The 25,486-nt window shown below is 36.9% G+C and carries 25 protein-coding genes and 2 pseudogenes; 7 read left to right on the top strand and 20 right to left on the bottom strand.

Translation table 11 applies throughout. From position 1 onward, the window contains the following. Positions 1 to 71: 71 nt before the first annotated feature. Entirely contained in the window at positions 72 to 221 is a 150-nt protein-coding gene (sspO, locus tag LRP84_RS13660) for a small acid-soluble spore protein SspO (RefSeq protein ID WP_098307008.1), read from the top strand. A 34-nt stretch (positions 222 to 255) separates the two neighbouring features. On the opposite strand, the pseudogene LRP84_RS13655 reads toward sspO, so the two are convergent. Together LRP84_RS13655 and LRP84_RS13650 are read right to left on the bottom strand one after the other, a co-directional pair. Continuing rightward, positions 256 to 915: pseudogene (locus LRP84_RS13655) on the bottom strand (polysaccharide deacetylase family protein); the annotation flags it as partial. 112 nt (positions 916 to 1,027) lie between these two features. Next, entirely contained in the window at positions 1,028 to 1,291 is a 264-nt protein-coding gene (locus LRP84_RS13650; protein ID WP_230575580.1) for a hypothetical protein, read from the bottom strand. Between the two features lie 206 nt (positions 1,292 to 1,497). On the opposite strand from LRP84_RS13650, the gene LRP84_RS13645 reads away from it, so the two are divergent. Continuing rightward, positions 1,498 to 1,644, top strand: coding sequence for a small acid-soluble spore protein P (locus LRP84_RS13645; RefSeq protein ID WP_098307004.1), 147 nt, complete (start codon positions 1,498 to 1,500; stop codon positions 1,642 to 1,644). A 148-nt stretch (positions 1,645 to 1,792) separates the two neighbouring features. Next, positions 1,793 to 2,176 carry an Hsp20/alpha crystallin family protein gene (locus LRP84_RS13640; protein WP_230575579.1) on the top strand — a complete coding sequence of 128 codons (384 nt, stop codon included), beginning with the start codon at positions 1,793 to 1,795 and terminating at the stop codon, positions 2,174 to 2,176. 390 nt (positions 2,177 to 2,566) lie between these two features. On the opposite strand, the gene LRP84_RS13635 is transcribed toward LRP84_RS13640, so the two are convergent. Beyond that, a complete protein-coding gene (locus LRP84_RS13635) occupies positions 2,567 to 3,799 on the bottom strand; it encodes an MDR family MFS transporter (RefSeq protein WP_230575578.1) in 1,233 nt (410 codons plus the stop codon). A gap of 87 nt (positions 3,800 to 3,886) precedes the next feature. Next, a complete protein-coding gene (locus tag LRP84_RS13630; RefSeq protein ID WP_230575577.1) occupies positions 3,887 to 4,279 on the bottom strand; it encodes a hypothetical protein in 393 nt (130 codons plus the stop codon). A gap of 139 nt (positions 4,280 to 4,418) precedes the next feature. Between LRP84_RS13630 and LRP84_RS13625 the strand changes: the two genes are divergently transcribed. Continuing rightward, a complete protein-coding gene (locus tag LRP84_RS13625) occupies positions 4,419 to 5,627 on the top strand; it encodes an alanyl-tRNA editing protein (protein ID WP_230575576.1) in 1,209 nt (402 codons plus the stop codon). Positions 5,628 to 5,743: 116 nt separating this feature from the next. On the opposite strand, the gene LRP84_RS13620 is transcribed toward LRP84_RS13625, so the two are convergent. From LRP84_RS13620 to LRP84_RS13595, 6 genes are all read right to left on the bottom strand, one after another. Further along, positions 5,744 to 6,838, bottom strand: a complete 1,095-nt coding sequence (locus LRP84_RS13620) for an acetyl-CoA C-acyltransferase (RefSeq protein ID WP_230575575.1) — start codon at positions 6,836 to 6,838, stop codon at positions 5,744 to 5,746. Then, positions 6,831 to 8,294 carry an acyl-CoA synthetase gene (locus tag LRP84_RS13615; protein ID WP_230575574.1) on the bottom strand — a complete coding sequence of 488 codons (1,464 nt, stop codon included), beginning with the start codon at positions 8,292 to 8,294 and terminating at the stop codon, positions 6,831 to 6,833. Before LRP84_RS13615 ends, LRP84_RS13620 begins: the two co-directional genes overlap by 8 nt. A 51-nt stretch (positions 8,295 to 8,345) precedes the next feature. After that, entirely contained in the window at positions 8,346 to 8,894 is a 549-nt protein-coding gene (locus LRP84_RS13610) for a biotin transporter BioY (protein WP_230575573.1), read from the bottom strand. A gap of 119 nt (positions 8,895 to 9,013) precedes the next feature. Beyond that, on the bottom strand, positions 9,014 to 10,627 hold the full coding sequence (locus LRP84_RS13605; RefSeq protein ID WP_230575572.1) for a long-chain fatty acid--CoA ligase: 1,614 nt from the start codon (positions 10,625 to 10,627) through the stop codon (positions 9,014 to 9,016). Positions 10,628 to 10,890: 263 nt separating this feature from the next. After that, positions 10,891 to 11,466, bottom strand: a complete 576-nt coding sequence (locus tag LRP84_RS13600) for a GNAT family N-acetyltransferase (protein WP_230575571.1) — start codon at positions 11,464 to 11,466, stop codon at positions 10,891 to 10,893. A gap of 24 nt (positions 11,467 to 11,490) precedes the next feature. Further along, positions 11,491 to 12,504, bottom strand: coding sequence for a S66 family peptidase (locus LRP84_RS13595; protein WP_230575570.1), 1,014 nt, complete (start codon positions 12,502 to 12,504; stop codon positions 11,491 to 11,493). Positions 12,505 to 12,646: 142 nt separating this feature from the next. Here LRP84_RS13595 and LRP84_RS13590 point away from each other — a divergent pair. Beyond that, positions 12,647 to 12,961 (top strand): annotated as a pseudogene (locus tag LRP84_RS13590) (GNAT family N-acetyltransferase); the annotation flags it as partial. A gap of 43 nt (positions 12,962 to 13,004) precedes the next feature. Here the strand turns inward: LRP84_RS13590 and LRP84_RS13585 are convergent. The 3 genes from LRP84_RS13585 to LRP84_RS13575 all read right to left on the bottom strand — a co-directional run bounded on the left by LRP84_RS13585 (position 13,005) and on the right by LRP84_RS13575 (position 14,690). Continuing rightward, positions 13,005 to 13,250: a DUF2164 domain-containing protein gene (locus LRP84_RS13585; RefSeq protein WP_230575569.1), complete on the bottom strand. Its 246-nt coding sequence runs from the start codon at positions 13,248 to 13,250 to the stop codon at positions 13,005 to 13,007. Positions 13,251 to 13,407: 157 nt separating this feature from the next. Continuing rightward, positions 13,408 to 13,875, bottom strand: a complete 468-nt coding sequence (locus LRP84_RS13580; RefSeq protein ID WP_230575568.1) for a peptidoglycan recognition protein family protein — start codon at positions 13,873 to 13,875, stop codon at positions 13,408 to 13,410. 11 nt (positions 13,876 to 13,886) lie between these two features. Next, entirely contained in the window at positions 13,887 to 14,690 is an 804-nt protein-coding gene (locus tag LRP84_RS13575; protein ID WP_230575567.1) for a protein phosphatase 2C domain-containing protein, read from the bottom strand. A gap of 163 nt (positions 14,691 to 14,853) precedes the next feature. Here LRP84_RS13575 and LRP84_RS13570 point away from each other — a divergent pair, with 163 nt between their 5' ends. Next, on the top strand, positions 14,854 to 15,663 hold the full coding sequence (locus tag LRP84_RS13570; RefSeq protein ID WP_230575566.1) for a YitT family protein: 810 nt from the start codon (positions 14,854 to 14,856) through the stop codon (positions 15,661 to 15,663). A 146-nt stretch (positions 15,664 to 15,809) separates the two neighbouring features. On the opposite strand, the gene LRP84_RS13565 is transcribed toward LRP84_RS13570, so the two are convergent. After that, positions 15,810 to 16,184: a VOC family protein gene (locus LRP84_RS13565; RefSeq protein ID WP_230575565.1), complete on the bottom strand. Its 375-nt coding sequence runs from the start codon at positions 16,182 to 16,184 to the stop codon at positions 15,810 to 15,812. Positions 16,185 to 16,626: 442 nt separating this feature from the next. Between LRP84_RS13565 and LRP84_RS13555 the strand changes: the two genes are divergently transcribed. Then, positions 16,627 to 18,564, top strand: coding sequence for a PAS domain-containing sensor histidine kinase (locus LRP84_RS13555; protein ID WP_335379712.1), 1,938 nt, complete (start codon positions 16,627 to 16,629; stop codon positions 18,562 to 18,564). Positions 18,565 to 18,738: 174 nt separating this feature from the next. Here the strand turns inward: LRP84_RS13555 and LRP84_RS13550 are convergent, their stop codons facing one another. The 6 genes from LRP84_RS13550 to hutP all read right to left on the bottom strand — a co-directional run bounded on the left by LRP84_RS13550 (position 18,739) and on the right by hutP (position 25,442). Continuing rightward, positions 18,739 to 19,305, bottom strand: coding sequence for an undecaprenyl-diphosphatase (locus tag LRP84_RS13550; protein WP_230575564.1), 567 nt, complete (start codon positions 19,303 to 19,305; stop codon positions 18,739 to 18,741). 162 nt (positions 19,306 to 19,467) lie between these two features. Beyond that, positions 19,468 to 20,439, bottom strand: a complete 972-nt coding sequence (gene hutG / locus LRP84_RS13545; protein ID WP_230575563.1) for a formimidoylglutamase — start codon at positions 20,437 to 20,439, stop codon at positions 19,468 to 19,470. Next, complete coding sequence (hutI, locus tag LRP84_RS13540) at positions 20,418 to 21,689, bottom strand: imidazolonepropionase (protein WP_230575562.1); 1,272 nt, start codon at positions 21,687 to 21,689, stop codon at positions 20,418 to 20,420. The genes hutG and hutI overlap by 22 nt, the downstream gene beginning before the upstream one ends. 12 nt (positions 21,690 to 21,701) lie before the next feature. After that, a complete protein-coding gene (gene hutU / locus LRP84_RS13535; RefSeq protein ID WP_230575561.1) occupies positions 21,702 to 23,360 on the bottom strand; it encodes a urocanate hydratase in 1,659 nt (552 codons plus the stop codon). 16 nt (positions 23,361 to 23,376) lie between these two features. After that, positions 23,377 to 24,894: a histidine ammonia-lyase gene (gene hutH, locus LRP84_RS13530; RefSeq protein WP_230575560.1), complete on the bottom strand. Its 1,518-nt coding sequence runs from the start codon at positions 24,892 to 24,894 to the stop codon at positions 23,377 to 23,379. A 107-nt stretch (positions 24,895 to 25,001) separates the two neighbouring features. Beyond that, complete coding sequence (gene hutP, locus LRP84_RS13525) at positions 25,002 to 25,442, bottom strand: histidine utilization transcription antiterminator HutP (protein WP_035437001.1); 441 nt, start codon at positions 25,440 to 25,442, stop codon at positions 25,002 to 25,004. Positions 25,443 to 25,486: the final 44 nt, after the last annotated feature.

Genomic DNA, 25,486 nt, shown 5'->3' with positions numbered 1-25,486 from the left:
GAAAGCGCTTTTCTTTATAAAAAGTAAATGGAACTCTTCAGGCTCTTATAGTCAATTAGGGGGGTATAATAATGGGAAAACGTAAAGCCAATCATGTCATTCCAGGAATGAACGCAGCCTCTGCACAAGGACAAGGTACAGGGTATAATGAGGAATTTTCAAATGAGCCATTAACAGCGGCTCAGCGTCAAAACAATAAAAAACGTAAAAAGAATCAATAATACAAAATCCCAAAAGATAATCTTTTGGGATTTTTCAATGCTTGTACTTTAATAACTCTGACACTTTCACGAATCGATACCCTTGTTTTTGCAAGGCTGGTAAAATCTCTTCTAGTGCCTCAACAGTTTGACTTCTATCACTTCCTCCATCGTGCAATAAGACAATATCACCACTTTTCGCATTTTTTAGAACGTGATTTACAATCTTATCCTTTCCAGGATTAGACCAATCTCTCGGGTCTTGATGCCAAGACCATAACACGATTTGATATCCTGCTTCTGTTGCCGTTTTAAACACCGATTCATTAATATACCCACCAGGCGGACGAAAAAGGAGGGGTTTATCTACCCATTTTTGTAAATAACGTTTCCCATCTAGAATATCATTTTCGAGTTTTTGTCCTGCTGCACTGCGTGCATACAAATGATTCATTGTATGATTACCAATTTCATGCCCTTCCTTTAACACCTGTTCAATTAAATATGGATTACGCTGAATTCGGAATCCAATCATAAAGAAGGTTGCCTCAGCATTGTATTGGCGTAATATCTCTAAAATTTGAGGTGTATATGTAGGATCTGGGCCATCATCGAAAGTGATTGCCATTATTTTTTCATTAGTTGGTACTTCCCACGTTACATAGCCAGTTGGCTCTAACTCTTTTCTCATTAACATTTTCGCATCAACATGTTCAATTCCTATTATGCTTAACATAACAATAAAACAACTAATTACAATACATTTTTTTTTTATCATCATTAGCTCGTCTTATGTGAAAAGGCTGCTGAGACCACTCAACAACCTATTAATCACGTACTTCCTCCACATTTTGCATAATATGTTGTAAATCTTGTTCATATTGTTGCAATTGCTTTCGCTGTGTTTCAGAAGCAACTTCTAATGCATTTTGGATTTGTTCATATGCTTCATGCACTTCTTGGCGTAAATGCTTTAAATCCTGTGCATAATTTGGATCGTTTTTTACAATGTTGTTATATACATTTTCTGCATCCGTCGTTCCTTGCTGCGCAGCTTGAAATGCTTGTTGCTTATCTTTGTGATACGGCATAACCATTCCCCTTTCTGTTATTACTCTCCATTATCTTTTACCTTTACCTCAAAAAACATTCTCGTATAAATTTATGAAGTTTTCTCATCCTAATGTAGAGCGAAACTTTAGACTAGGTACTTTCCTTCAGCTAATTCATTTCGCTAATCGAGCTCTACCGTTCATTTGAATAACCGCTAGAGCACAAGAAAAAGAGGGGTATTATAATGGAGAAAAACAACAGCAAATCCATTCGTAAAAATTCTCCGCAAGGGCAAGTTTCTGGTGGTCAACCAGAACCGTTAAGCGGATCACACAAAGTAAAAAACCAAAAACATACGCGTCAAAAAAATCATGCTCACCACGATATGTAACAAAGTAGACAGTGCATGCGCACTGTCTTTTTATCATATATTTCTAATATCTTCCCTTCTTTTTAAGCACATTTCCTCTTTCTTTTTCACCTCTATTTTAAAAGTGAATATCGTAATATGAATGAATTTTTATGGAGGTTTTCTTACAATGGGCAAGAAAAAGAAAAAAGTCTGCCTTTTTCATGTTGATGGCTTTGAAGAATGGATGAATCAATTTTGCTCCGATTTATACGCAAATTCCCCCTCTCCAAACGATATTCACGTTGACCTTTTTGAAACGGAACAAGAATATATTTTAGAAGCTGATATTCCGAACATAGTAGAGCGAAATATTCTAATTAAAAAGATGGAGACAGGCCTACAAATTAACGTATCTTATAATAATTCTGCCTTGCAGCATATGATTTTTTTACCAACCAATATTATATATAAAAAAATGTTAGCCTCTCTTGAAAATGGGCTTCTTACCATTCACATTTCTAAAACAGAAACAGCACAATTAGCAGAACGAACTGTCCTCTTTACAGAATAGTCATATGCAAATCTAACACATGATATAAGAAAGAGTCTTTCTGCAAAATAAAGTGAAACTTCCATCAGTGGGGTATTACTACCCGCGAATGGCGTGATAAAGCAGAAAGTAACGGAAGATTTGAAAGCGATTAACATCTTAGAACTACTATTGCACTGGCAATAATAAAGTGAAACTAACCATCAGTGGGGGTTTTCTTCACCCCCCACTGATGGTTAGTTGAACCAATCGGGCGCATGCCAGCAGTAAGACCCCCACCTATCTTCTTCGCTTTTCTCTGAATCTTAAGGTGGGGGTCTTACTGCCCGCGAATAGCGGGATAAAAGGAGGCTGATTCTTAAAATGATCAGCCTCCTTTATTCATAAAACCTTATTTCGTACATACGCGTATTACATTTGTGCTTCCCATTTTTCTTCTATCGTTCTTTTACGTAGCAAACTCCTTGTCAACAACAAAATTGGAAATGCAAGCATTGAAAGTACCGCCAAAATTGTAAAAATCGTAAAACCATTATGGTAACCGTAATAATCTAACAGAAGTCCGCCAAACCATGGCCCAATAACAGCTCCGATTCCTGAGAATCCCATTGCCCCGAAATATGTTCCCTTTAAATTTGCAACAGCAATTTGATCAATAAACACATCTGTCATGGAAAACATTAATACTTCTCCAATTGTAAATATGATCGTACAAACGAAAACGGCCCACATTGATCCCGCAAATCCAAATCCACATAATCCTACACTAACAAGTAATGTACCAATCATAATGGATACGAGCGGTGTATACTTTTTACAAACTTGAATGAGTGGGTACTGAACAATTACTACAGTAATTGCGTTTAATGTTAATGCATAAGAAAACAATTTCACTCCATTTTCAAATAGATGGGAGTTCGCAAAATATTGAGAAAGCGTTGATGAAAACTGTGCGTATCCTGCTGTACTAATGATAATTCCAATTAACGCAACTAAAAAGACAATGTCTTTTCTTATAATGCGCAAGGAATCCATAAAAGTAACTCGTTCTGTCTCTTCTGTTTTTTCTTCTCCAATGCGATACTTTCGAAATTGTAATGCGAGCACAATTGTATAAAGAGCATACATAATAGCTGCTATAAAAAATGGTGTTGTTGATTCAGCGCTGCCAATCTGAAGACCAACAAGCGGCCCAATCGCAACACCAACATTAATGGCACCGTAACGTAAGTTAAACACCATTAAACGATGCTCCGGCTTTGTTAAATCAGATAATAAAGCGCGAGACGTTGGCTCAAAAAATGAACGACACATCCCATTTAGTGCATTTAGCAGGAAAAATGCAGCGACATGCTCTGCAAATCCAAATCCAATAAATACAAAAATCCAAACAATAATAGAAGATAGCATAATCTTCTTTCTTCCAAAACGATCTGATAAATTTCCGCCAATAAAACTTGCAAATACACCCACTAATGCGCTCGTTCCAATAATTGCTCCTGTAACTCCTGCTGATATTCCTTTTGCATTCGTCAAGTAAATTGCTAAAAACGGAATGCTCATTGATGTTGCAAATCTTGCAAATAATGTTCCAATAATGATATTCATCCCTATAGGGTGAATGTGTTGTAACTTCCCCTTCATCTCTTTCACCTTCTCTATCTACAAATGCAATGCAAAGAAAAAGAAAGCTGAAAAACAGCTTCCTTTGAAAACATGATTTTCATTTTCTTAAACACGAGCTGTTCGTTTCAGCTCCATGTCAATACCATATGTAAACTGCAATTCTTTTAATACTGCCTCTACTATAATGTCTACATTATGTTTACTATTAAATTCAGCCACCCAACTCTCTACTTCTTCATGTGTATAGCTATATTCTCCAGCTATCCAACTTTTCATATCAAAACATTCATTAATACAAACTTGAATAAGCAGCTGATCATACATAGAGACTACATCTTCTTTCTTCCATAGCAATTCTTTCACATATAACCGATCAAACGTGATACTTTCTCGGTTACTTTCTGTTAAATGACGGGTCACTTCATGCAATTCTCGGTATAGCTCAGAAATATTTGTACTCAGATGAATCAGTTTACTTACACCATTTTCATATAACATATCATCCACCCCCGTTATGTTACCTTTCCCTTATTATAGCAAGAAAATTCTAAAAAAGAGAATTTTTCTTATGAAATATTTGGAAAGTTATACATATTGTTTTACAATGAAAATAGTTAATTTTGAAAGGAGTATAGACGTGAACCCAAAACTATATTACAAAGACGCATACTTACAAACATTCACAGCTCAAATTACAAAACAAGCACGTGACAACGATGGTAATATATATGTTGTATTAACAGAAACAGCTTTTTACCCAACAGGCGGTGGTCAGCCGCATGACACGGGACAGTTAAATCAAATTCCCGTTATAAATGTGGAAGAAATAGATGGAGAAATTCGTCACTACATTACCGAAGAGATACGTGCAAATGAAGTAACAGGATATATTTCTTGGAAACGTCGTTTTGATCATATGCAGCAGCACGCTGGACAACATATTTTGTCTGCTATATTTTGGGACCACTTTAATATTCCAACAATCGGCTTTCACCTAGGAAGAGAAATCGTAACAATTGATTTAGAAACTTCCGACCTTTCTTTGGAAACAGCCAAAGAAGCTGCTTACCTTGCTAATCAAATTGTATTTGAAAATCGTCCAATTACAGTTCAATGGGTAAACCAAGAAGAGGCAAAAAAGTTTCCCCTTCGCAAGGAACCGACTGTAACAGAAAACATTCGTGTTGTTATTATTGAAAACTTTGATTATAACGGCTGTGGCGGTACACATCCAAAACAAACTGGTGAAGTTGGTCCGATTCACATTATCGATTGGGAGCGTCATAAAGGAAATATTCGTCTTACATTCGTTTGCGGCTGGCGTGCAATCGAACTTATGCAGCGCAATCAATATCTCGTAAAAAGCGCAGCCCAGCAATTACATAGTAAAGAAGACGATATTCCAAACAAAATAAATCAGCTCCTTTCTTCTCAAAAGGAAAATGAAAAAGCACTGCAAGCAACCAATGAAAAACTCATCCTTGTAGAAGCAAATGAATTATTACAACAAGCAAAGAAAACTTCGTTTGGAAAACAAATTGCGGTTAGCTTTACAGACCGTTCTATGCAGGAACTGGCTAAATTAGCAGCTATAATTACAGAGCAAGACGTACATATCATTACATATTTTGTTACACAAAACGGTGAAAATTTACAATGCATTTGCGCATGCGGTAAAGCCGTTGAGCAAGACATGAACACTCTTTTAAAAACAGCTCTTCCTCTTATAGAAGGAAAAGGCGGAGGTAATCAAAAAAGCGCACGCGGCGGTGGAAAAGCAACTGTTACAAGCGAAGCATTTTTAAATCATCTCATTCACATACAAAAAGCAACGCAAGAAGCATAAATAGCTTCTTGCGTTGCTTTTCTTCTCTCTCAGAATATGAAGTAACTGATGATACGAATGAACATAATAATCCGCACCTTGAATCGCTAAGTTTTAAAAAGCATATGTTGTGATTCCTAACTTTCTACCTTTTCAAATAAAAGCGCAAGTCCAATTCCTCCGCCAATGCCTAACGTTGCAATCACATATTTCACACGTTCTCTTTGCACTTGATAAAATAATCTTGTCACGAGCATTGCTCCCGATGCACCGTACGGATGTCCAAGAGCAATTGCTCCGCCGTTTACATTTAATTTTTCATAAGGAATGTTTAACTCTTGCGCGCATGCAACTATTTTAGAAGCAAACGCTTCATTCATTTCAATACAATCAATGTCCTCCATTGTAAGATTCGTCTGTTGTAATAGCTTTTGCACTGCAAATATCGGGCCACTACCAGGGAAATGAGGGTCTATACCAGCAACGGCACTATGCACAAATCGTAGCACCGGTTTATAGCCAAGCTTTTCAGCTTGCCTTTCATTCATAATAAGAAGTGCACACGCTCCGTCGTTCACTCCACATGAATTACCTGCCGTCACTGTCCCCTCTTGTAAAAAGGCAGGGCGTGTTCGTTTTATAATCCTTTCATAATTCATACAATGTTTAATCGTTTCATCTACTGTAATGTGAGAAACTGGTACAATTTCTTCTTGTAAATACCCTTTTTCTAATGCCCCTAACGTTCGTTTATAGCTCAAACATGCATACGCATCTTGCATCTCCCTTGTAATTCCGTAACGCTTGGCTACATACTCTGCAGCAACTCCCATATCAGGATCACCAATATGTTCAGGTGAGAAGCATGCTCTTTTCTCGAATAGTGAAGTGCTTACACTTTCGGCTCCACCTGCAATGTAACAAGTTCCAGCTCCACCTTGAATCAGATAGCATGCCATACGAATTGCTTCCAGTCCAGCTCCGCACTGACGATCAATCGTCACGCCTGGTACTGCATATGGAAGGCCCGCCTCCAACGCTGACAACCGGGCCACATTTCCACCAGGCCCGACAACATTTCCGAATATAACATCATCGATTTCTTTTTCGACACCTTTACTTATATATGTAAGTAAAGGGGCCGCTAATTTTTCAACAGAATAATCTTTAAATATCCCATTTACCTTTCCAATCGGAGTGCGTTTTGCTTCAACAATTACTGCTCTATTCATACATAAACTCCTGCTTTTCAACGATTTCTTTCGCTTCTGCCCGTGCAACTTTTCCACTGCTTGTATGAGGAATTGCATCTACAAAATACCATTCTGTCGGAATTTTATAAGAAGATAACTTTCCCAAACAAAGTTGCTTCAGCTCTTGTTTTGATACCGCTCCTTTAACCAGCACTACCGGTTTTTCTCCCCAATACACATCTTTCTTACCAACAACTACTACTTCATCAACATTTGGATGTATCTGCAATACACGTTCAATTTCTTCAGGAAAGATGTTGATTCCGCCATAAATAATCATATTTTTTTCTCGTCCTACAATATATAAAAATCCATCTTCATCAACATAACCCACATCATGAACTGTCATCCATCCATCACTCGTTACGTGACAAATTGGTTTATTATCTATTATATACCCCATAAAAAACTGTTCGCTCTTCACATAAATTGTTCCAACTTTTCCTTGCTCTACTTCTTGTCCGTCCCCATTACGAATACTAATCTTTACATTATGACATGGCCTTCCAACTGAAGATGGTTTATTTTCATTATCATGATGTGATAGTGCTGTAACAAAGCTTAATTCAGAAGCCCCATAAAATTCAAATCGCTTTGCCTTTGGAAAGATCTGTTTTATTTTTTGCTTTGCTTCAGCTTCCCATTTTGCACCTGATGAAATAATCTTTATCTCTCGTTCTATAACTCTTTTTTCTTTGTATAGGGATTCTAGCATCGTTGGAACTGTATACATAACAGAAATAGATTCCTTCTCTAATATTGAAAGAACACGGTTTGGAATAAACTTTTCTGTCATGTGTATCGTTTGTCCTAAAAATAAAGCACTCATTGCACCGTATAAAAAAAGAGAATGAACAAATGTCCCTGCGAGCAATACTGCCTCCTCTTTTTCCATATGAAAATCATAAACATTACAAGCAAAGCTTTCTACCCATGATTGTTGTGAACGAAGGAATGCTTTTGCTTTTCCGGTTGATCCTGATGTGAATCCCATATAAAAAGGTAACTCTCCTACCTTTTCTACACAATTTGCTGTAATAGAAGCATTTGTTATTCTTTCAGACCACGTACTGATAGAAAATACTTTACTATTTGTTTGAGGCAACTGGTTACGTTTATGCTGCGCTACAACTATAATAGAAGGCTGTACGATTTGTAGTCGTTCCTCAAGTTCATAACTATTCCACTTTGGATCAAGTGGTACACAAATCCATCCTGCCATAGCAGACCCAGCAAAAATTTGTAAAAATTCCACACTATTATCAAGCAAAATCGCAATCTTTTTATTAGCTGATTCTTCCTTGTGAAGCCAATTAGCAACTTGGCATACAGATCTATACCATTCTTTATATGTAACTTCTCTATCTTTTATTTTTATTGCAATTTTATTCGGTTGATATTGAGCATGTGCTGCATAAGATTTTGTAATTCCCACTTATTTCACTTCCTTTTCTATAACAAAAAGAAACACGTTTTAACGTGTTTCTTAATTTGTACGATAAATTGTTCCTTTCAATGAACGCTGTAGTCTCGTAACAAGAATTGCCGCAAATACAGCCTTCAATATATCTCCCGGTAAAAACACAACACTTAATTGTGCTGCCTTTACTACACTTATATCCATCACAAAAGCTTGTACGATAACACCAAAGAAATATACAACGAAAATACCACCAATAATATTAATTAAAAATACTTTCAGAAATGATACACTGCGAAGACGTTCTGCGAAATATCCAATAACAAACGCTCCAATTACATATCCCATTAAATAACCAGCACTTGGTCCCACAAAAACTGAAAATCCACCGCGCCCTCCAGCTAACAGCGGCGCACCCGCTGCTACAACAAGTAAAAATACTAATTGGCTAAGAGCCCCTAGACGAGATCCTAACAAACCGCCTGAAAGCATGACACCAAGTGATTGTAATGTAATCGGTACAGGTGTAAATGATAAAGCAATTGGCGGTATAAATCCTAACACTGCCATAATGGCACTAAATAAAGCTACAAAAACTAAATTTTTTGTATTCATATTATGTTTTCTCCTGTTTGTAAACTATAAATAAAAATAAGGTAACATATCATATGTGATATATTACCTTGCTCATTTTATATTGTCAACTAAATTATAATTATAGTTAACATTCACTTTCAATCTTCTATATAATATTGCTCCAATTCTTTTCGAAGTGCTTGCTTTAAAAACTTTCCGACTGAAGTTTTCGGAATTTCTTTCATAAAGACAATCTCATCTGGTAGCCACCATTTTGCAAATTGTGGTTTTAAAAAGTCATATAATTCTTCTTTTGTAACAGATTGATCTTGTTTTACAACAACGCATGCAACAGGACGTTCTTGCCACTGTTTATGCGGTACTGCAACAACAGCTGCTTCAAATATTGCTTCATGCGCCATCAAGGCATTTTCTAAGTCAACAGATGAAATCCATTCTCCCCCGCTTTTAATCACATCTTTCGTTCGATCCACAATTTTAATACATCCTTCTTCATCAACCGTAACGACATCTCCTGTATATAACCACCCATCTCGAAATCCCTCTACTGTTCGTTCATCTTTATAATAACTTGCCGCAATCCACGGAGCACGAAGGCATAGCTCACCCATTTCTAGTCCGTCCCATGCTACATCTCCGTTTTCTCCAATAACTTTCATTTCAACACCAGGTACTAAATAGCCTTGCTTAGCACGAATCGTAAGTTGTTCCTCATATGGCAATTCACATTCATAACTTTTCAAACGCGCAAGTGTGACTATTGGACTTGTTTCTGTCATCCCATACGCATGTACAAATGGGACATTATATTTTTGTTCAAATGCTGCAATAACACTTTTTGGTGCAGCTGCACCGCCGCATAAAATACGCTTCATATTTGATAAATCATAACAATTCTTTTCTAATTCTTGCAGTACACCAAGCCAAATTGTTGGGACACCAGCTGCTATTGTTACTTTTTCTTCCTGCATCATTTCTAATAAAATCTTCGGTGTAAACATCGGTCCAGGAAGAACTTGCTTTGATCCAAACCATGTTGCTGCAAACGGTAATCCCCAAGCGTTTACATGAAACATAGGAACAACCGGCATAGCAGCATCACTTTCAGAAAGTGCCGTTGTATCTGCAAGTCCAAGCGTCATACTATGCAAAACAGTACTGCGATGTGTATAAACGACGCCTTTCGGATTACCTGTTGTAGCTGATGTATAGCACATACCAGCTGGCATATTTTCATCGATATCTTTTAAAAACGGAAAATTAGGATTTCCTTCTTCAAGAAGTTGTTCATAGTGGTATGCAGGTTGAAGTGAAGTTTCTGGAAGCTCTTTTTTATCGGTCATGATGATATAAGCTTGTACAGTTGATAATTCCCCTTGAATTTTCTCAACAAGCGGTACCATATCTTCATCTATGAGTAAAATGCGGTCTTCTGCGTGGTTAATAATAAAAGAAATATGTTGCGGAGATAAACGAATGTTAATCGTATGCAGTACAGCACCAATACTAGGAATCGCAAAATATGCTTCTACATGACGATGGTGATTCCATGCTAGTGTGCCAACTCGTTCCCCTTGCTTCACATCTAACTTTCGCAACGCACTAGACAAACGTCTCGTTCGCTCACCTAGCTCTTTATACGTTAACCGTGTAATTGTACTATGTGTACGAGAAATAATTTCTTTATTTGCAAATAACTTCTCTGCCCTTTCTATCATCGAGCTAATTATTAACGGTACATCCATCATCATGTTTCTTTTCCCCCTTTTATAAAAACGCTTTCATTTTTAAAAAAACTTCATAGCGACACAATTATAAAAAATAGAATTCACAACTTATTATTACTTGTTACCTTACATAATCAGACACTCCATTCCTACTAATTAGTAAAAACTGAGATAAGTATAAAAATAGAACGGTTTATTTGTCAATATTTTTAGAAAATTTAGATAAATATTTATACATTTTTTTCTTATCTTCCCCTTTAAAAGCAAACGGAAGAGTAAGCTCTATATTACTCTTCCGTTTGGGTATTGTATCCATCTCGCAAAATAGCATATATTTTCGTATCTCGATATGTCCCTTTCACAAACATATCTTTTCGCAATGTTCTCTCGTATTGCATTCCTAAGCGTTTCATTACTCGTTCTGATTGAACGTTACTAGCATGACATCCTGCTTCAATCCGATTTAATTGTAATGTTTCAAATCCATAATGTATAAATTCCATTGCTGCTTCCGTTGCAAAACCTTGCCCCCAATAGTTTCGCGATAATGCATATGCCAATTCTGCCTTGTGATGATTCTTGTCATATCCGATAAAACCGCACGTTCCAATAATTTTCTTTTCCTTTTTCAGCTCTATTCCGTAAGCTGCGATTTCTTCTTTTTCATATTGATGTAGGATTGATTGAATGAATACTTGTGAATCCTGTAGTTTTTCATGCGGATACCATACTATATAAGTTGTCATTTCTGGATCTGAAGCATATTCAAATATATCTGGAGCATCTTGTATTGTTAACGGTCGTAAGCATAATCGTTCTGTAATAAGTATTGGATATTTTTCTGCAATATTTTTATATTCCATTCACATCATTTCCTTTCCACATTACTACTGAAAATGCTGTATAATTACTCCTTTACCAGCTTCCACTTCAATTTCTGCAAATGCTCCATTTATAAATGTAATTTGCGGAGGCGTATGACCACAGTCTACATCATAAATAATTGGAATTTGAAGTTCATCAGTAAGTTCTTTATATACGTCTTCAGCAGTATAATCATTGACTGGATGGTTTGCAGCACTCCGACCAAATAAGATACCTGAACAATTATCAAACCAACCTGCTAGTTTCATTTGAACCAATGAACGTCGCAAATCAGTAGTAGTTAATCCGCAGTTTTCAAAATACCAAATGAACGGGTCGTCATTTAAGTATTTCTTCCTAAACTCTTGTACTCTACCAAATGGAGTGCCAATGAGATGTCTAATAACATCGATACAACCACCTAGCAATCGCCCTGCAATTTTCACATTTTCATTCGGAATTGTTTTCCAATTTGTATCTTCCGTTAAATGAAAAACACACGGAGATGGATTATTATGCTCCCATTTCTTTTGATATTTCTCTGAGGAGTATTGGACAATTGAAGAACCTGTTTCCGTTGATAAAACAGTTTGCCACATCGCTGTTGTATCATCGGAGTATTCGCCTCTTAAATCTACTAAATTTGTTCCGTGAGCAGTCGCTATTCCTGTGTTTAAAGTTATTGCTAATAATAAGGTACTTGTATCCGAGTACCCTAGTACCCATTTCTTGTTTATCTTTTCAAAATCAATTTCTTCTAGTATTTCAATTAATAGTTCACCACCCCAAGGAGGAATGATCATTTCAATGTTTTCATCTTGCATCATTTCAATAAATTCATTTGCTCTCTTTTTCGCACTAGAGGATTTAGCTTTCTCTTGTGTCCAAACCGTTTCTCCGCAAACGACTGTATAACCTTTTTTTTCCATACTTTCACAAGACTGTTTAAACATATTATGCAGTGCTGCATCTATACCAGACGAAGGTGCTGTTACACCAATCGTTGCCCCTTTTTGTAAAAACGGATATTTTATCATATATATTTCCCCATCCTTTTCTATATATCTAGATTTATATTCGTTCGACTATTATGAAAACCCTTCATTTCAAGCAATCGAAACCGTGTCAAATCATTATTTTTTACTCTTAAACTTGAATATAATAAATCACTTATATACTCAAAATAACAAAGTGTTATATGGGCAAGAAGGCTGGCATTTTTATTTAGCTCTTGTTGAAAACACTCCAGCTGCAATTGGTGTTTTATTTGCTAACAAAGGTATTGCTTCCCTAGCAGCTTCAGCTACTTTACCTCATTTACAAGGAAAAGGCTGTCAAACCGCTTTACTTAAGCATCGAATGAATGCCGCCAAACAGTTAGGCTGCGAATTAGTCGTTGGACAAGCACGCTTCGGAAGCATTAGCCAAAATAATATGGAACGAAGTGGAATGAAAATTGCTTATTCAAAGGCAATTTGGACGAAAAGAGGCTAACTCACTAAAATGTAAATTAGCCTCTTTTCTTTATGTAAGCTTGCTACTTAATTGGTTTTTCTAATACATATAAATCTTCTTCTAAATTTGTAAGTTTATCTGCGACAAGCTTTCTAGCGTCTCCTATCGCTTGATTATATATATGCGGCCCTAGTTCTTTTATCATTTCTTCAATTAAACGCTCTGCTTGAAAACGACCAATCTCTTCTAGCCCTTCCTCTTCAAAAAACTGTTGAATATGTTCTACAAGTGTTTCTTTTTTCTCATTTGGTAATTTCATAAAAATCATGCTATAAATCTCCTTTTTCATTATTAGATAAAGTGAAACTTCCATCAGTGGGAGTTTTTCATCCCCCACTGATGGTTAGTTGAACCAATCGGGCTTTTATGGGCAGTTATCCCCCTCCTATCTTCCTCGCATCTCTCTGAATCTTGAGGTGGGGGTCTTACTGCCCGTTAATGCGGGATAGAATGCTGCGCAATTCTGTCATTGAAAAACGTGTTCCAGGACACGTCTTTGTTACCCCATCTAACTCGCGATGACCAAGAACCTGGTCACTATACAAAGAAAACTGACGCATTAACTGTTTACATAGCCAATGCAAAGAAAGCATTTGTACTGGTGTTGGATCATAGTCGTCAAAATTGCCAGATATGCAAATCCCTATACTCTCAGTATTATATCCTTTCGCATGAGCTCCTATATACAGTCCTCGTCCTTCATAAATAGTACCATCTTCTTCAATAAAATAGTTGTAGCCTATCCCACTCCACCCTTGATTATTTTGATGAAAATCATGTGTCTTATATATATCCCATCCATTTTCTGCTGTATGATGAATAATAATTTTTGTAACGGCTTGCAATGGTTGCAGCGGATCACGAAAATATAGATTCGCTTTTTGAATATGCATAGTCTCACCCTTTACAAATGAATGATAATTGCTGTTTTATCATCTGGACGTACAAACTGTTTCGCTTCTAATTCCTCTATTATTTGTACGTATTGTGTAATACCATATTCCCACACAAATTGTGCACTTTTTTCTAGCTGCCACTTTGGATGAAACAAGCCATCTGAACAAATAAATAAATCTGTAATTTCTTGTCGCAAAAGTTTCCCTTTCTGAATAAACGAGGCTGCTTCACTCATCCCATTTGCAACAGTATATCCGTTTGGAATATTTGCCATATAACGATTGTAGATTAATTGCGCTTTTCTATCATCAAATATTGCTTCACTTGGAACAGAAAGTCCTTTTTGGCGATCTTCTTCACGCTTTTGCTTTGCCCGTTTACTAATCCCTTTCACAGTGTCTTCCGTAAGGACTTGAACTGTTCCGTCAAAAAATTTAGCAACAATCATACAATCTCCAACCTGCGCATATTCTATTGTTTTATCTGTTATATGAATAGCAGCAATACACGTACACCAAAGTTGCTCTTTCTTGGTTGTATCAATATGATAGGATTGCATTTTTTCTTGCAACAACTGATTTGCTTTAGCAACTTCATTTTGCAAGAAATCCACATCTGAAATAGATTCAAAGTGTTGCTGAAACAAATGCGAAGCTAAGTATGCTCCGTTATGCCCATTCTCATCTTGAAACTCAATAAGCGGCGTCGCCCCATCACACACACCATATAACTTTAAACCTTCATTACAAATCAGTGCATCTTCACATTCTCTTTTCAACGGACTCTTTTGCTGAAACACTTGAATCTTCATATTTATCCTCTCCCTTTCCCAAGAAAAGAGATCGCTTCCATTTTTCGAACTAATCTAATTTCCCTAAATAAACTGTTTTCCCTCAAATCTTACAAACTCATATATAATCTTGAATTAATATGAGTTTGTATGTAAAGCATTTTTAGTGAAGGACGGGAAAGATATGTATCGATTACTTGGAGTGATTTTAGGGTCTTTAGTTGTAGCACTTTCTTTTAATCTTTTCCTTATCCCCCACAAGATTTTAAGCAGCGGGATTAGTGGAATTGCAATTATCATTGGAATCTTAACCCCATTTAATACCGGAATAGTAAACTTTTTACTGAACTTACCTATTCTTATTTTAGGGTATATTGGACTTGGCAAACGACTTATCGGTTACACAATCGTATCAGTTATCACACTTTCGGCAGCATTATACGTTATTCCTGTGCATGCAGTGGCAAGCGATGCACTACTTTCTTCGTTATTTGGTGGTGTAATTGCCGGTGCAGGTATTGGGCTTGTTTTCAACTCCTATGGTTCAACCGGTGGATTTGATGTTATCGGTATGTTACTTTCACGTAAAAAAGATATTCAGCTTGGCGGAATCTTAATCGCACTTAATACCGTTGTAATCATTGTTTCTGGATTTTTCTTCGATTGGGATACTGCCTTAAACAGCTTATTATCTATTTTTGTTACAGGAAAAGTAATTGATGCGATTCACACAAAACATCGAAAAATTACTCTAATGATTGTAACAAGTCATGCAGAAAAAATGAAAGAAAAGCTCCTTTCCAGTCTTGTGCGCGGGATTACCTTACTCGACGGAGAAGGTGCTTACTCAAATGAGAAAAAACATGTATTAATGACCGTAATTTCTCGAGAAGAACTAGCTGGAATGAAATCTATAATTTCTGAAGTTGATCCGCAAGCGTTTGTAAACATTACAGAAACAGTGGAAGTATTAGGGTTATTTAGAAGAGGTTAAAAGCGAGATGGAATATTATCCATCTCGCTTTTTTACAACAAATTTATCCCGCTATTCGCGGGCAGCAAGACCCCCACCTCAAGATTTAGAGAAAAGCGAAGAAGATAGGTAGGGGATAACTGCCCGTTAAAGCCGGATTGGTTCAACTAACCATCTTTTCGCTCCATAAATTCAATGCGATTTCCAAATGGATCTGATACATAAAACCTTGTAACATCTGGACGTGCTGTATCGACTATAACAGAAACCCCTTTTTGCGTTAAATCATCTTGAAAACGTTCAATGTGCTGAACATAAAAAGCAGGATGGGCTTTTTTTGCAGGAGAAAAATTTTGTTCTACTCCAATGTGAATCTCTTGATTTCCGCATCGAAACCAACAGCCTCCTCGCTTTCTTAGTTCTTCAGGTTTTGGAATTTCTTCTAATCCAAGTATGTCTCCATAAAACGTGCGTGCTTTTTCTTCACATCCTGCTGGTGCTGCTAATTGTACATGATCAATCCCTTGAATCTTAAACGTCATAATAATCCCCTCCCCTTTCCTATCCTTATTATATCAAAGAGTGTTTTATAAATAACTTACATCCTTATTATGAAGATATATAAGAAAAACGAAAGAACATCTCGTATTTTCAGTTATGAAGTGAACCTTTTATTAAATCGTTTTTTCATCCAAGCTAATGAAAAACTCCTATCAATCGGACGATTACAGGTAATTATCCCCTGCCTATCTTCTTTGTTTTCTCCGAATCTTAAAGAGAAAGACTTACTAACTGTTAACAAAAAATAAAACTTATAATTTAGAAATATACAATAGAAATTGACTATTCATAATTAGCATGTCTATACTCTTAAAGGATATAACATTAGTAGTATTATATATCTAAAATAAAACATGTATCATCGTATATTATCTATCTAAAATTATCATACATATACAGAATATATATCCGGGGGAATAATGAATGCGAAGGAAACAGTTTACGTCTTTTAAAAAAAGTATACATCCAAAAAGACGCTCTACTATTACAAAAAATAGAATGACAGAATGTATAAATGCAACAGAGCATTGCACATCACTTTTCAAACATAATCCCGATGGTATCATATCTGTCGATTTACAAGGAAATATATTACATGCCAATCCTGCAGCCGAAAGAATGCTAGGATATACAGTTAAAGAATTGGAAAAAATGACAATCTATTCTTTTATTACTCCACAACGTACAGAACAAAATTTACAACCTTTAGAAAATATAATGAATAAAAAGCAACAAGAATATAAATTATCTATGATTCATAAAAATGGGTACCTCGTGGATATGATTATAAAAAACTCACCATTTTTTATAGATAATAAGCTCGTCGGAGCATATGTGATAATGAAAGGTATCATGAAAACAAAACAAGTAAAAGAAGATTTTACATTAACAAAACAACAACTAGACTCACTTCTAAAAAACACAGTAGATGCCATTGTTGTTCTTGATTTAAAACTTCGGGTAATGAAAGCAAATAAAGCTTTTGAAACTCTTTTCGGTTGGACTGAGCAAGAAATGCTCGAAAAAACAATACCTACTATCCCAGACTTTTCAAAAGAGAAATATAACAAAATTTATCAAGAACTTGCTAATAACAAACTTTTCACATCACAAGAAACACTTAGACAGCACAAAAACGGAAATTTAATTAATGTAAGTAACTTTATTTCTCCTATTGTAAATACATATGGAGAAGTCGTAGCGTTTGTAAGTAGTTTAAGAGATATTACAGAACGTAAAAAAATGGAGCATGCATTAAAAGAGAGCGAAAAACGCTTACGAACATTAATAAATGCGATGCCAGCTTTTATTCTTTTTAAAGATGAAGAAGGAAGATGGCTTGAAGCAAATGATTATGCTATTTCTAGCTTAAATTTTGAAAATGTACCATATCGCGGCAAAAAAGATAGCGAGTTAATCCAATATAACGAACTATATCGTAACTCCTTCCTATACTGTGAAAAATCTGATGAATTTGCATGGCAAAAAAAAGAGAGCATACGTGATGAAGAAATGATTATACATTCTAGCTCTGGCCCTCTCATCCTTGATATTATAAAAGTACCTCTCTTTCATCCTGATGGATCTCGAAAAGGAATTGTCATTATGGGACAAGATGTTACAGATTTAAAGAAAACAGAAAAATTATTGAGAAAATCTGAGAAACTAGCAGTTGTTGGACAGCTGACTGCTGGAATTGCTCATGAAATACGAAACCCATTAACCTCTTTAAAAGGTTTTTTAAAATTGCTAGAACCTGATATTAGTGAAAGCAACAAATGGTATGTTGATGTCATGTTAAGTGAAATTGCTCAAATGGAATCGATTACGAATCAATTTATGGCAATGTCTAAACCGCAGGCGGTATCTATACAATCCTGTCAAATTCAAAAGTTAATTCAAGAAGTGGTAACGTTCATTTTACCAACTGCAATGATGCAAAATGTACATATCATCATGAATCACGCATCCATTTTGCCAACAATTCAATGTGATGGAAATCAGCTAAAACAAGTATTTATCAATATCTTGAAAAACGCGATGGAAGCAATGTCTCACGGAGGTAATATTTTCATTGAAACTATGCAGGCAGAAAATCATTCTATATTAATCAACATCACAGATGAAGGCTGCGGAATTCCCAAAGATCGCATTTCACGTTTAGGTGAACCCTTCTATAGTTTGAAGGAAAAAGGAACTGGATTAGGTTTAATGATGTGTTATAAAATAATTGAAGAACATAATGGAAAATTACACATTACAAGTGAATTAAATAAGGGGACAACTGTAGATATTCGGTTACCTATTATTTCGCCAAATAAAGTAAACCTAACCATCAGTGGGGGTTTTACTGCCCGTTAATGCGGGATAAATAAGAAGAGCAAACAGAAAAGTTACTTTCCTATTTGCTCTTCTTTTAGTAAGCAATGCTTTACCTACCATTTTTCTTATATTTCAATTATTCATACTCCACTAATTTTCTATAATTCGAATCTACTCTAACAAGATGCTACGCATTTCATATTCCATTCATGATTAACGCAATCTTACGAAGGTACAAAGACGATTATAGCTATGCATAATACATAAAACAAAAGAATTCCATAACCATAAAATAACGTTAACAACAATACTAGTTAGACTCCCAATTAAGGCGCTTCCTATAATATCAGATGGATAATGCTGTCCGCTCCAAATACGTGAGAATCCTGTTAAAATTGCTAACAACCACATAAAGCATCCAAGCAAACGTTTATAAAAAAGGATCGAAGTTGCCACGGCAAATGAGAGCATCGTATGTTTACTCGGAAATGAAGAATTCATTCTTGGTGGAACTGGAGGTAATATATGCGCATTATGATTCAAAAAAGGACGGGCTCTAAAATAGGATCGTTTTATGAAAAGATTAATAAGTAACGTTATACATGCAGAGATTGTTGCCTGTATCGTAATTTTTTTATAAAACCTGTTACGAAACCACATTAGGATTAATAAAAGAGCATACATATAACGCGTTTTTTGAGAAATCATTATCATAATGGCATCTACAGATGGATAACGACCAACTAACCGGTTAATAGCTCTAAATATTTTGTAGTCCATAAGAGCATCTCCTTCAATTTCACTTCAAATATTATTCTTAGTATTTCTATATAATAAAGAACTATGTACTATGTCCCAATACGATTAAAATGTAATCCAAAAGAAAAAAGAGCTAACGTACAAAATTCCGTTAAAACGAAACTTTGAGTTAGCTCTCTTTCCTCATATATTTATTTGTTTACGCACCGTTTCGCGAGCCAATAAAAAGCTCATAATCACCTGTGCTGCAACGCGGCTTGTCATATCGCGAAAATCAAGTGTTGGATCGATTTCCACAATATCCATACCTGCCACAAGAGGTTCTTGCCCAAGTACTGTCATTGCATCAAGTAACGTGGTACTATCCATACCACCCGGTCCAATTGCTGGACACCCTGGTGCAAATGCTTGATCTAATACGTCCATATCCACAGAAATATAAATAGATGTAACACCCTGATAGCGCAGTAATTCAATACTTTCTGTAATAATATCTTTTATATGACGCTCTCTAACATGTTGCATTGTATATACTGTTACTCCATGTTCTTTTGCATATTCATGGTACGTACGGGCATTAGAAAAGTTTCGAATCCCTATTTGCACGAGTTGCTTCCCTGTAATAACATCATTCTCTAATAAACTACGAAACGGTGTCCCATTTGAAGGTCCGCCATCTTCTAAGTTACGTAAATCATGATGAGCATCAAATTGAATAATCCCAACTTTCCCTTTACTACTTGCAAAACCACTTATACTTGGAAAGCTAATGGAATGATCTCCACCAAGAACAATCGGTACCATCTGTGGATTCGACTTTGTAAGACTTTCTAACGTTTTTGCAATGCGAGCATGGCTTTCTTTTATATCCGTGACATGCATCGTAATATCACCGCAATCATACAGAACGCTATCTTTCATATCATGCTCTTCTGTAATTGCATACGTACTATAAGCATCTAACATTGCTCGAATTGTGTTCGGTGCAAAGCATGCGCCCGAATGACTAATGGATGGTTTTGACAGCGGAGCACCAATTAATGCTGCTCCGAAGATTTCTTCGCTTTCATCCCATCTCTTAATCATATCGCTCCATTTCGTTACTTCACGGTCAATAAACTTTGCATTTTTCTTTAAATAGTGGCCTTGCTCCACGCCTTGTCACCTCTTGTATACGCAATATTCCCTTGCTTCCATACTGTATTTACATGACTAACGCCGTAATGGTACGGTACATACGCATAATTGTACGCATCCCATAATACGATGTCCGCCTTACGTCCAACACGGATTTTTCCAGCTACATCACCGCGATTAATTGCATACGCTGAGTTTACTGTTACAGCATTCCATACTTCTTCTGGTGTCAATTTTAACTTTAACATCGCAATACTCATGATGAGTTGAATGTTTTCTGTCGGACAGCTGCCAGGATTGAAATCAGTCGCTAAAGCTACTGCTACACCATCATCAATCATTTTACGGCCTCTAGCAAAACTTTCTTTATTTAAGTAGAATGTTGTACCTGGCAGCAATACAGCAACTGTATTGGAATTTGCTAACATCTCAATCCCTTTATCAGATGCTCCCACTAAATGGTCAGCTGATGCAGCACCAATCTCAGCAGCCGCTTCCGCACCGCCAAGGGGATCAATTTCGTCCGCATGAATTTTCACATCAAAACCGATTTCTTTCGCCTTGCGTAAAAATTCTTTTGATTCTTCAACAGAGAATACTCCTGTTTCACAGAAAATATCAACAAACTCTGCTAATTGCTTTTCTTTAATTTCTGGTAACAAATCAAGCATCCATTGTAAAAATTCTTTCGATTTTCCTTTATATTCTTTTGGCACTGCATGAGCCCCTAAGAACGTTGACACAACATCAATTGGGTGCTCTTTCTGAACCTGCGCTGCCGCCTCTAATTGTTTCCACTCTGTTACATCATCTAATCCATAACCACTCTTCGCTTCCATTGTTGTTACACCAAAAGATAACATGCGATCTAAGTGGAATTTTGCCTTTTCAACAAGGTCTTCTTTTGTTGCTTGTTTTGTAGCATTTACAGTGGAAAGAATTCCACCGCCTTTTTCTAAAATCTCTAAATATGGTACACCTTGTAGTTTGAGAGCAATTTCATGTTCACGAGAGCCGCCAAATACAAGATGTGTATGCGGATCAACAAGACCTGGTGAAACCATTTTCCCTTCGCAATCCACAACTTCTTTTGCATGTAATTCCTTCGCCTCTTCCATTGTGCCTACGAATGTGATAATACCATTTTCAATACCCACCGCACCGTTTTCAATGACAGGAAGCGTATTCATCGCTTCCCGCCGCAGTAATCCATCTTCTTGATCCATTGTTAATAATTGACCGATATTCGTTAATAAAATGTCTAGCATGGTTTCTCCCCCTTACTTCATCATCGGAATATTGACGCCTTTTTCTTTTGCTGTTTGCACTGCAAGGTCATATCCAGCATCAACGTGACGAACAACACCCATTCCAGGGTCAGAAGTTAAGACGCGCTCAATTCGTTTTGCTGCTGCTTCCGTTCCATCCGCAACAATAACCATTCCCGCATGAAGAGAATATCCCATACCAACACCGCCGCCATGGTGAACAGATACCCAGCTTGCGCCGTTTACACTGTTAATTAACGCATTTAAAATTGGCCAGTCAGCTACAGCATCACTGCCATCTTTCATTGCTTCTGTTTCACGGTTTGGCGAAGCAACAGATCCACAGTCTAAATGATCACGACCGATAACGATTGGTGCAGATAATTCACCGTTCGCTACCATCTCATTAATAATACGGCCAAATTTCGCACGCTCTCCATATCCTAACCAACAAATACGGGATGGAAGTCCTTGGAATTCCACTTGATCACGTGCCATACGAATCCAATTACATAAATGCTCATTATCAGCAAATTCACGTAAAATAACTTCATCTGTTTTATAAATATCTTCTGGATCACCAGAAAGTGCTACCCAGCGGAATGGTCCTTTTCCTTCACAGAATAGCGGACGAATAAATGCTGGAACGAATCCTGGGAAATCGAATGCATTTTTTAAGCCTTCATCATATGCAACCTGACGAATATTATTACCATAATCAAACGCAATTGCACCGTTCTTTTGCATATCAAGAATTGCTTCCACATGCTTTGTCATACTTTCCTTTGATAATTGTACGTAGCGCTCTGGATCTTCTTGACGAAGCACTGCCGCTTCTTCTAATGAATAACCAACTGGAACATAACCATTTAACGGATCGTGCGCAGATGTTTGGTCTGTTACTAAGTCTGGTGTAATGCCGCGTTTTACAAGCTCTGGTAAAATTTCAGCTGCATTACCTAATAATCCAATAGAGATTGGTTCTTTCTTTTCTTTATATTCTTTTGCAACAGCTAATGCTTCTTCAAGAGATTCTGTATACATATCACAATATCTCTTTTCAATACGGCGATCGATGCTGCGTTTATCCACGTCAATTGCAATCACAACACCGCCGTTCATCGTAACAGCAAGCGGCTGCGCTCCGCCCATACCGCCAAGACCAGCAGTAATTGTTAATGTTCCTTTTAATGAACCATCAAAGTGTTGACGTGCTGCTTCACCAAATGTTTCATATGTTCCTTGTAAAATTCCTTGTGTACCAATATAAATCCAGCTACCTGCTGTCATTTGGCCATACATCATTAAGCCTTTTTGTTCAAGCTCACGGAAATGCTCCCAAGTTGCCCATTTTGGTACTAAGTTTGAATTTGCTAGAAGGACGCGCGGTGCATCTTCATGAGATTTGAAAATTGCCACTGGTTTCCCAGATTGAACTAATAACGTTTCATCGCTCTCTAAATTTTTAAGAGATTCTACAATTGCATGATAGCTATCCCAGTTACGAGCAGCACGGCCAATACCACCGTATACAACAAGTTCTTCTGGCTTTTCTGCTACTTCTGGATCAAGGTTATTCATAAGCATACGAAGTGCTGCTTCTTGTACCCAACCTTTTGCATTTAATTCAGTACCTCTTGGTGCGCGAATTGTTTGTTTTACATTTTCCATTGTAATCTCTCCCTTATTATAGTGTTGCATTTGCATTAATACGGTCCATTGTCCAATTTGTTGTTCTTAACCAATGAGCCGTGTTTTCAATATCTGTTGAAAAAATACGATCGTTTTTAATAGATGGTACAATTTGGCGAACTTGGTGATAAAACGCTTTCGTTTGCGTGCTCATTTGTTCAATACCGCGGTACTCAGCTGCTTGCATCGCACAAATCGTTTCAATTGCTAACACGCGACGTACATTTTGAATAATTTGATGTGCATGACGCGACGCAATTGTTCCCATACTTACGTGATCTTCTTGATTTGCTGATGATGGAATAGAATCTACACTCGCTGGATGAGCTAATGTTTTATTTTCTGAAACAAGTGCTGCTGCTGCATATTGCATAATCATCGCACCGGATTGAAGACCTGGTTCTGGACTTAAAAACGGTGGTAAATCGTTTAACTGCGGATTAACAAGTCTCTCAATACGACGTTCAGAAATATTTGCAAGCTCTGCCATTCCTACCTTTAAGAAGTCCATTGCAAACGCAATTGGCTGTCCGTGGAAGTTACCACCAGAAATTACTTTTTGACCACCGTCAAAAATAAGCGGATTGTCTGTTGCAGCATTCATTTCAATTTCTAACTTTTCTTTCACATAATTCAACACTTGCCAAGATGCTCCGTGCACTTGTGGAATACAACGAAGTGAGTATGCATCTTGTACACGAAGTTCCCCTTGTTTCGTAACAAGTTTGCTATCATGAAGCACATTACGAATACGATTTGCAACTTCTACTTGCTCTTTATATCCACGTGCAAGATGAACATCTTCATCAAAGGCATCAATAATACCTTGTAATCCTTCAATTGTCATCGAAGCAATTAATTCTGCTTGATAAGCGATTGCTTCTGCTTCTAAATACGCTACAATTCCTTGTGCAGTCATTGCTTGTGTTCCGTTAATAAGCGCTAAACCTTCTTTTGCTTCTAATGTGATTGGTTCTAATCCTTCTTTTGTTAAAGCGATCATCGTATGAACACGCTCACCTTTATAAAACACTTCCCCTTCTCCTAATAAAGCAAGCGCAAGATGAGAAAGCGGTGCTAAATCTCCGCTCGCTCCAAGTGAACCTTGCTGCGGAACAACTGGATGAATTTGACGATTTACAAGTTCAAGAAGCATATTTACAACAAGTGGTCTAACACCAGAGATCCCCTTCAACATTGTATTTGCGCGTAATACAAGCATAGCGCGTGACACTTCTTCAGAGAAAGGTTCCCCAACACCACATGCATGAGATTGAATTAAATTATGTTGAAGCGCTTTCACATCTTCTTTTTGAATTAGCACATCACTAAATTTTCCAAAGCCTGTTGTAATGCCGTAAACAACTTTACCCTCTTCAACAATTTGCTCTACAGCTTGTCGGCACTCTGTAACTTTTTGCATACTATTTGGACAAGCAGTTACCTGCTCTCCTTCAAACAATATTCGTTTCATTTCCTGCAATGTTAATGAATGTCCAGTTAATGTAATCATGATTTTCCTCCTTTTAAAAAAAGCAAAAGGGGACCTTAGCTTTTTAAGACAGACTAATGTCCTAAAAAGTAAGGCCCCCTCTTAACTAATTAACTATGGGCAGTTTTTTATATGTGATTAATACCTAATCCAATCGCCTCATGCTCTGATCCTTTCACAGGCGCACCTATCGTACCATATAGTGCAACAGCAACCCATTCGCCTTCTTTTTCACCGTCGTATGGTGTGCCGCGCACAATCGCAAATCGAAGCCCTACTGTACGAAGAACGTCTGCTAACTGAATCTGTCCTCTCGTTACTCCGTACAACGCTTCCATAATTGCATGATAAAGCGCATGTGTTTCTCTGTAAACGTCTGTTTCAATAACATGGTTACTACGTGCAGCTGTTTCCATTGCTGCAACAACTTTTTGCGAATTCATTGAACCAACTTTGCCCGTACAATATTTCCAACCTTTCGGAAGAGATAAAATCGGACTCTCGTGTTCCTCCGCAAGTGCAAGTAGCATCGCCATGCGACCAATTCGTTGTGTTCCATGAAGAAGCATGTGACTCGCTCTTTTCTTTTGAATTGTTTAAATATTTCTTAATT

Source organism: Bacillus rhizoplanae (assembly GCF_917563915.1).
GTDB lineage: Bacteria > Bacillota > Bacilli > Bacillales > Bacillaceae_G > Bacillus_A > Bacillus_A rhizoplanae.
This window is presented reverse-complemented; position numbering and strand designations above follow the sequence as displayed.

Bases quoted from the DNA above. Each gene is read 5' to 3' on its own strand.
- sspO (WP_098307008.1), top strand. From the start codon at position 72: ATGGGAAAACGTAAAGCCAATCATGTCATTCCAGGAATGAACGCAGCC.
- LRP84_RS13650 (WP_230575580.1), bottom strand. From the start codon at position 1,291: ATGCCGTATCACAAAGATAAGCAACAAGCATTTCAAGCTGCGCAGCAA.
- LRP84_RS13645 (WP_098307004.1), top strand. From the start codon at position 1,498: ATGGAGAAAAACAACAGCAAATCCATTCGTAAAAATTCTCCGCAAGGG.
- LRP84_RS13640 (WP_230575579.1), top strand. From the start codon at position 1,793: ATGGGCAAGAAAAAGAAAAAAGTCTGCCTTTTTCATGTTGATGGCTTT.
- LRP84_RS13635 (WP_230575578.1), bottom strand. From the start codon at position 3,799: ATGAAGGGGAAGTTACAACACATTCACCCTATAGGGATGAATATCATT.
- LRP84_RS13630 (WP_230575577.1), bottom strand. From the start codon at position 4,279: ATGTTATATGAAAATGGTGTAAGTAAACTGATTCATCTGAGTACAAAT.
- LRP84_RS13620 (WP_230575575.1), bottom strand. From the start codon at position 6,838: ATGAATAGAGCAGTAATTGTTGAAGCAAAACGCACTCCGATTGGAAAG.
- LRP84_RS13610 (WP_230575573.1), bottom strand. From the start codon at position 8,894: ATGAATACAAAAAATTTAGTTTTTGTAGCTTTATTTAGTGCCATTATG.
- LRP84_RS13605 (WP_230575572.1), bottom strand. From the start codon at position 10,627: ATGATGATGGATGTACCGTTAATAATTAGCTCGATGATAGAAAGGGCA.
- LRP84_RS13600 (WP_230575571.1), bottom strand. From the start codon at position 11,466: ATGGAATATAAAAATATTGCAGAAAAATATCCAATACTTATTACAGAA.
- LRP84_RS13595 (WP_230575570.1), bottom strand. From the start codon at position 12,504: ATGATAAAATATCCGTTTTTACAAAAAGGGGCAACGATTGGTGTAACA.
- LRP84_RS13585 (WP_230575569.1), bottom strand. From the start codon at position 13,250: ATGATTTTTATGAAATTACCAAATGAGAAAAAAGAAACACTTGTAGAA.
- LRP84_RS13580 (WP_230575568.1), bottom strand. From the start codon at position 13,875: ATGCATATTCAAAAAGCGAATCTATATTTTCGTGATCCGCTGCAACCA.
- LRP84_RS13575 (WP_230575567.1), bottom strand. From the start codon at position 14,690: ATGAAGATTCAAGTGTTTCAGCAAAAGAGTCCGTTGAAAAGAGAATGT.
- LRP84_RS13570 (WP_230575566.1), top strand. From the start codon at position 14,854: ATGTATCGATTACTTGGAGTGATTTTAGGGTCTTTAGTTGTAGCACTT.
- LRP84_RS13565 (WP_230575565.1), bottom strand. From the start codon at position 16,184: ATGACGTTTAAGATTCAAGGGATTGATCATGTACAATTAGCAGCACCA.
- LRP84_RS13555 (WP_335379712.1), top strand. From the start codon at position 16,627: ATGCGAAGGAAACAGTTTACGTCTTTTAAAAAAAGTATACATCCAAAA.
- LRP84_RS13550 (WP_230575564.1), bottom strand. From the start codon at position 19,305: ATGGACTACAAAATATTTAGAGCTATTAACCGGTTAGTTGGTCGTTAT.
- hutI (WP_230575562.1), bottom strand. From the start codon at position 21,689: ATGCTAGACATTTTATTAACGAATATCGGTCAATTATTAACAATGGAT.
- hutU (WP_230575561.1), bottom strand. From the start codon at position 23,360: ATGGAAAATGTAAAACAAACAATTCGCGCACCAAGAGGTACTGAATTA.
- hutH (WP_230575560.1), bottom strand. From the start codon at position 24,894: ATGATTACATTAACTGGACATTCATTAACATTGCAGGAAATGAAACGA.
- hutP (WP_035437001.1), bottom strand. From the start codon at position 25,442: ATGCTTCTTCATGGAACACAACGAATTGGTCGCATGGCGATGCTACTT.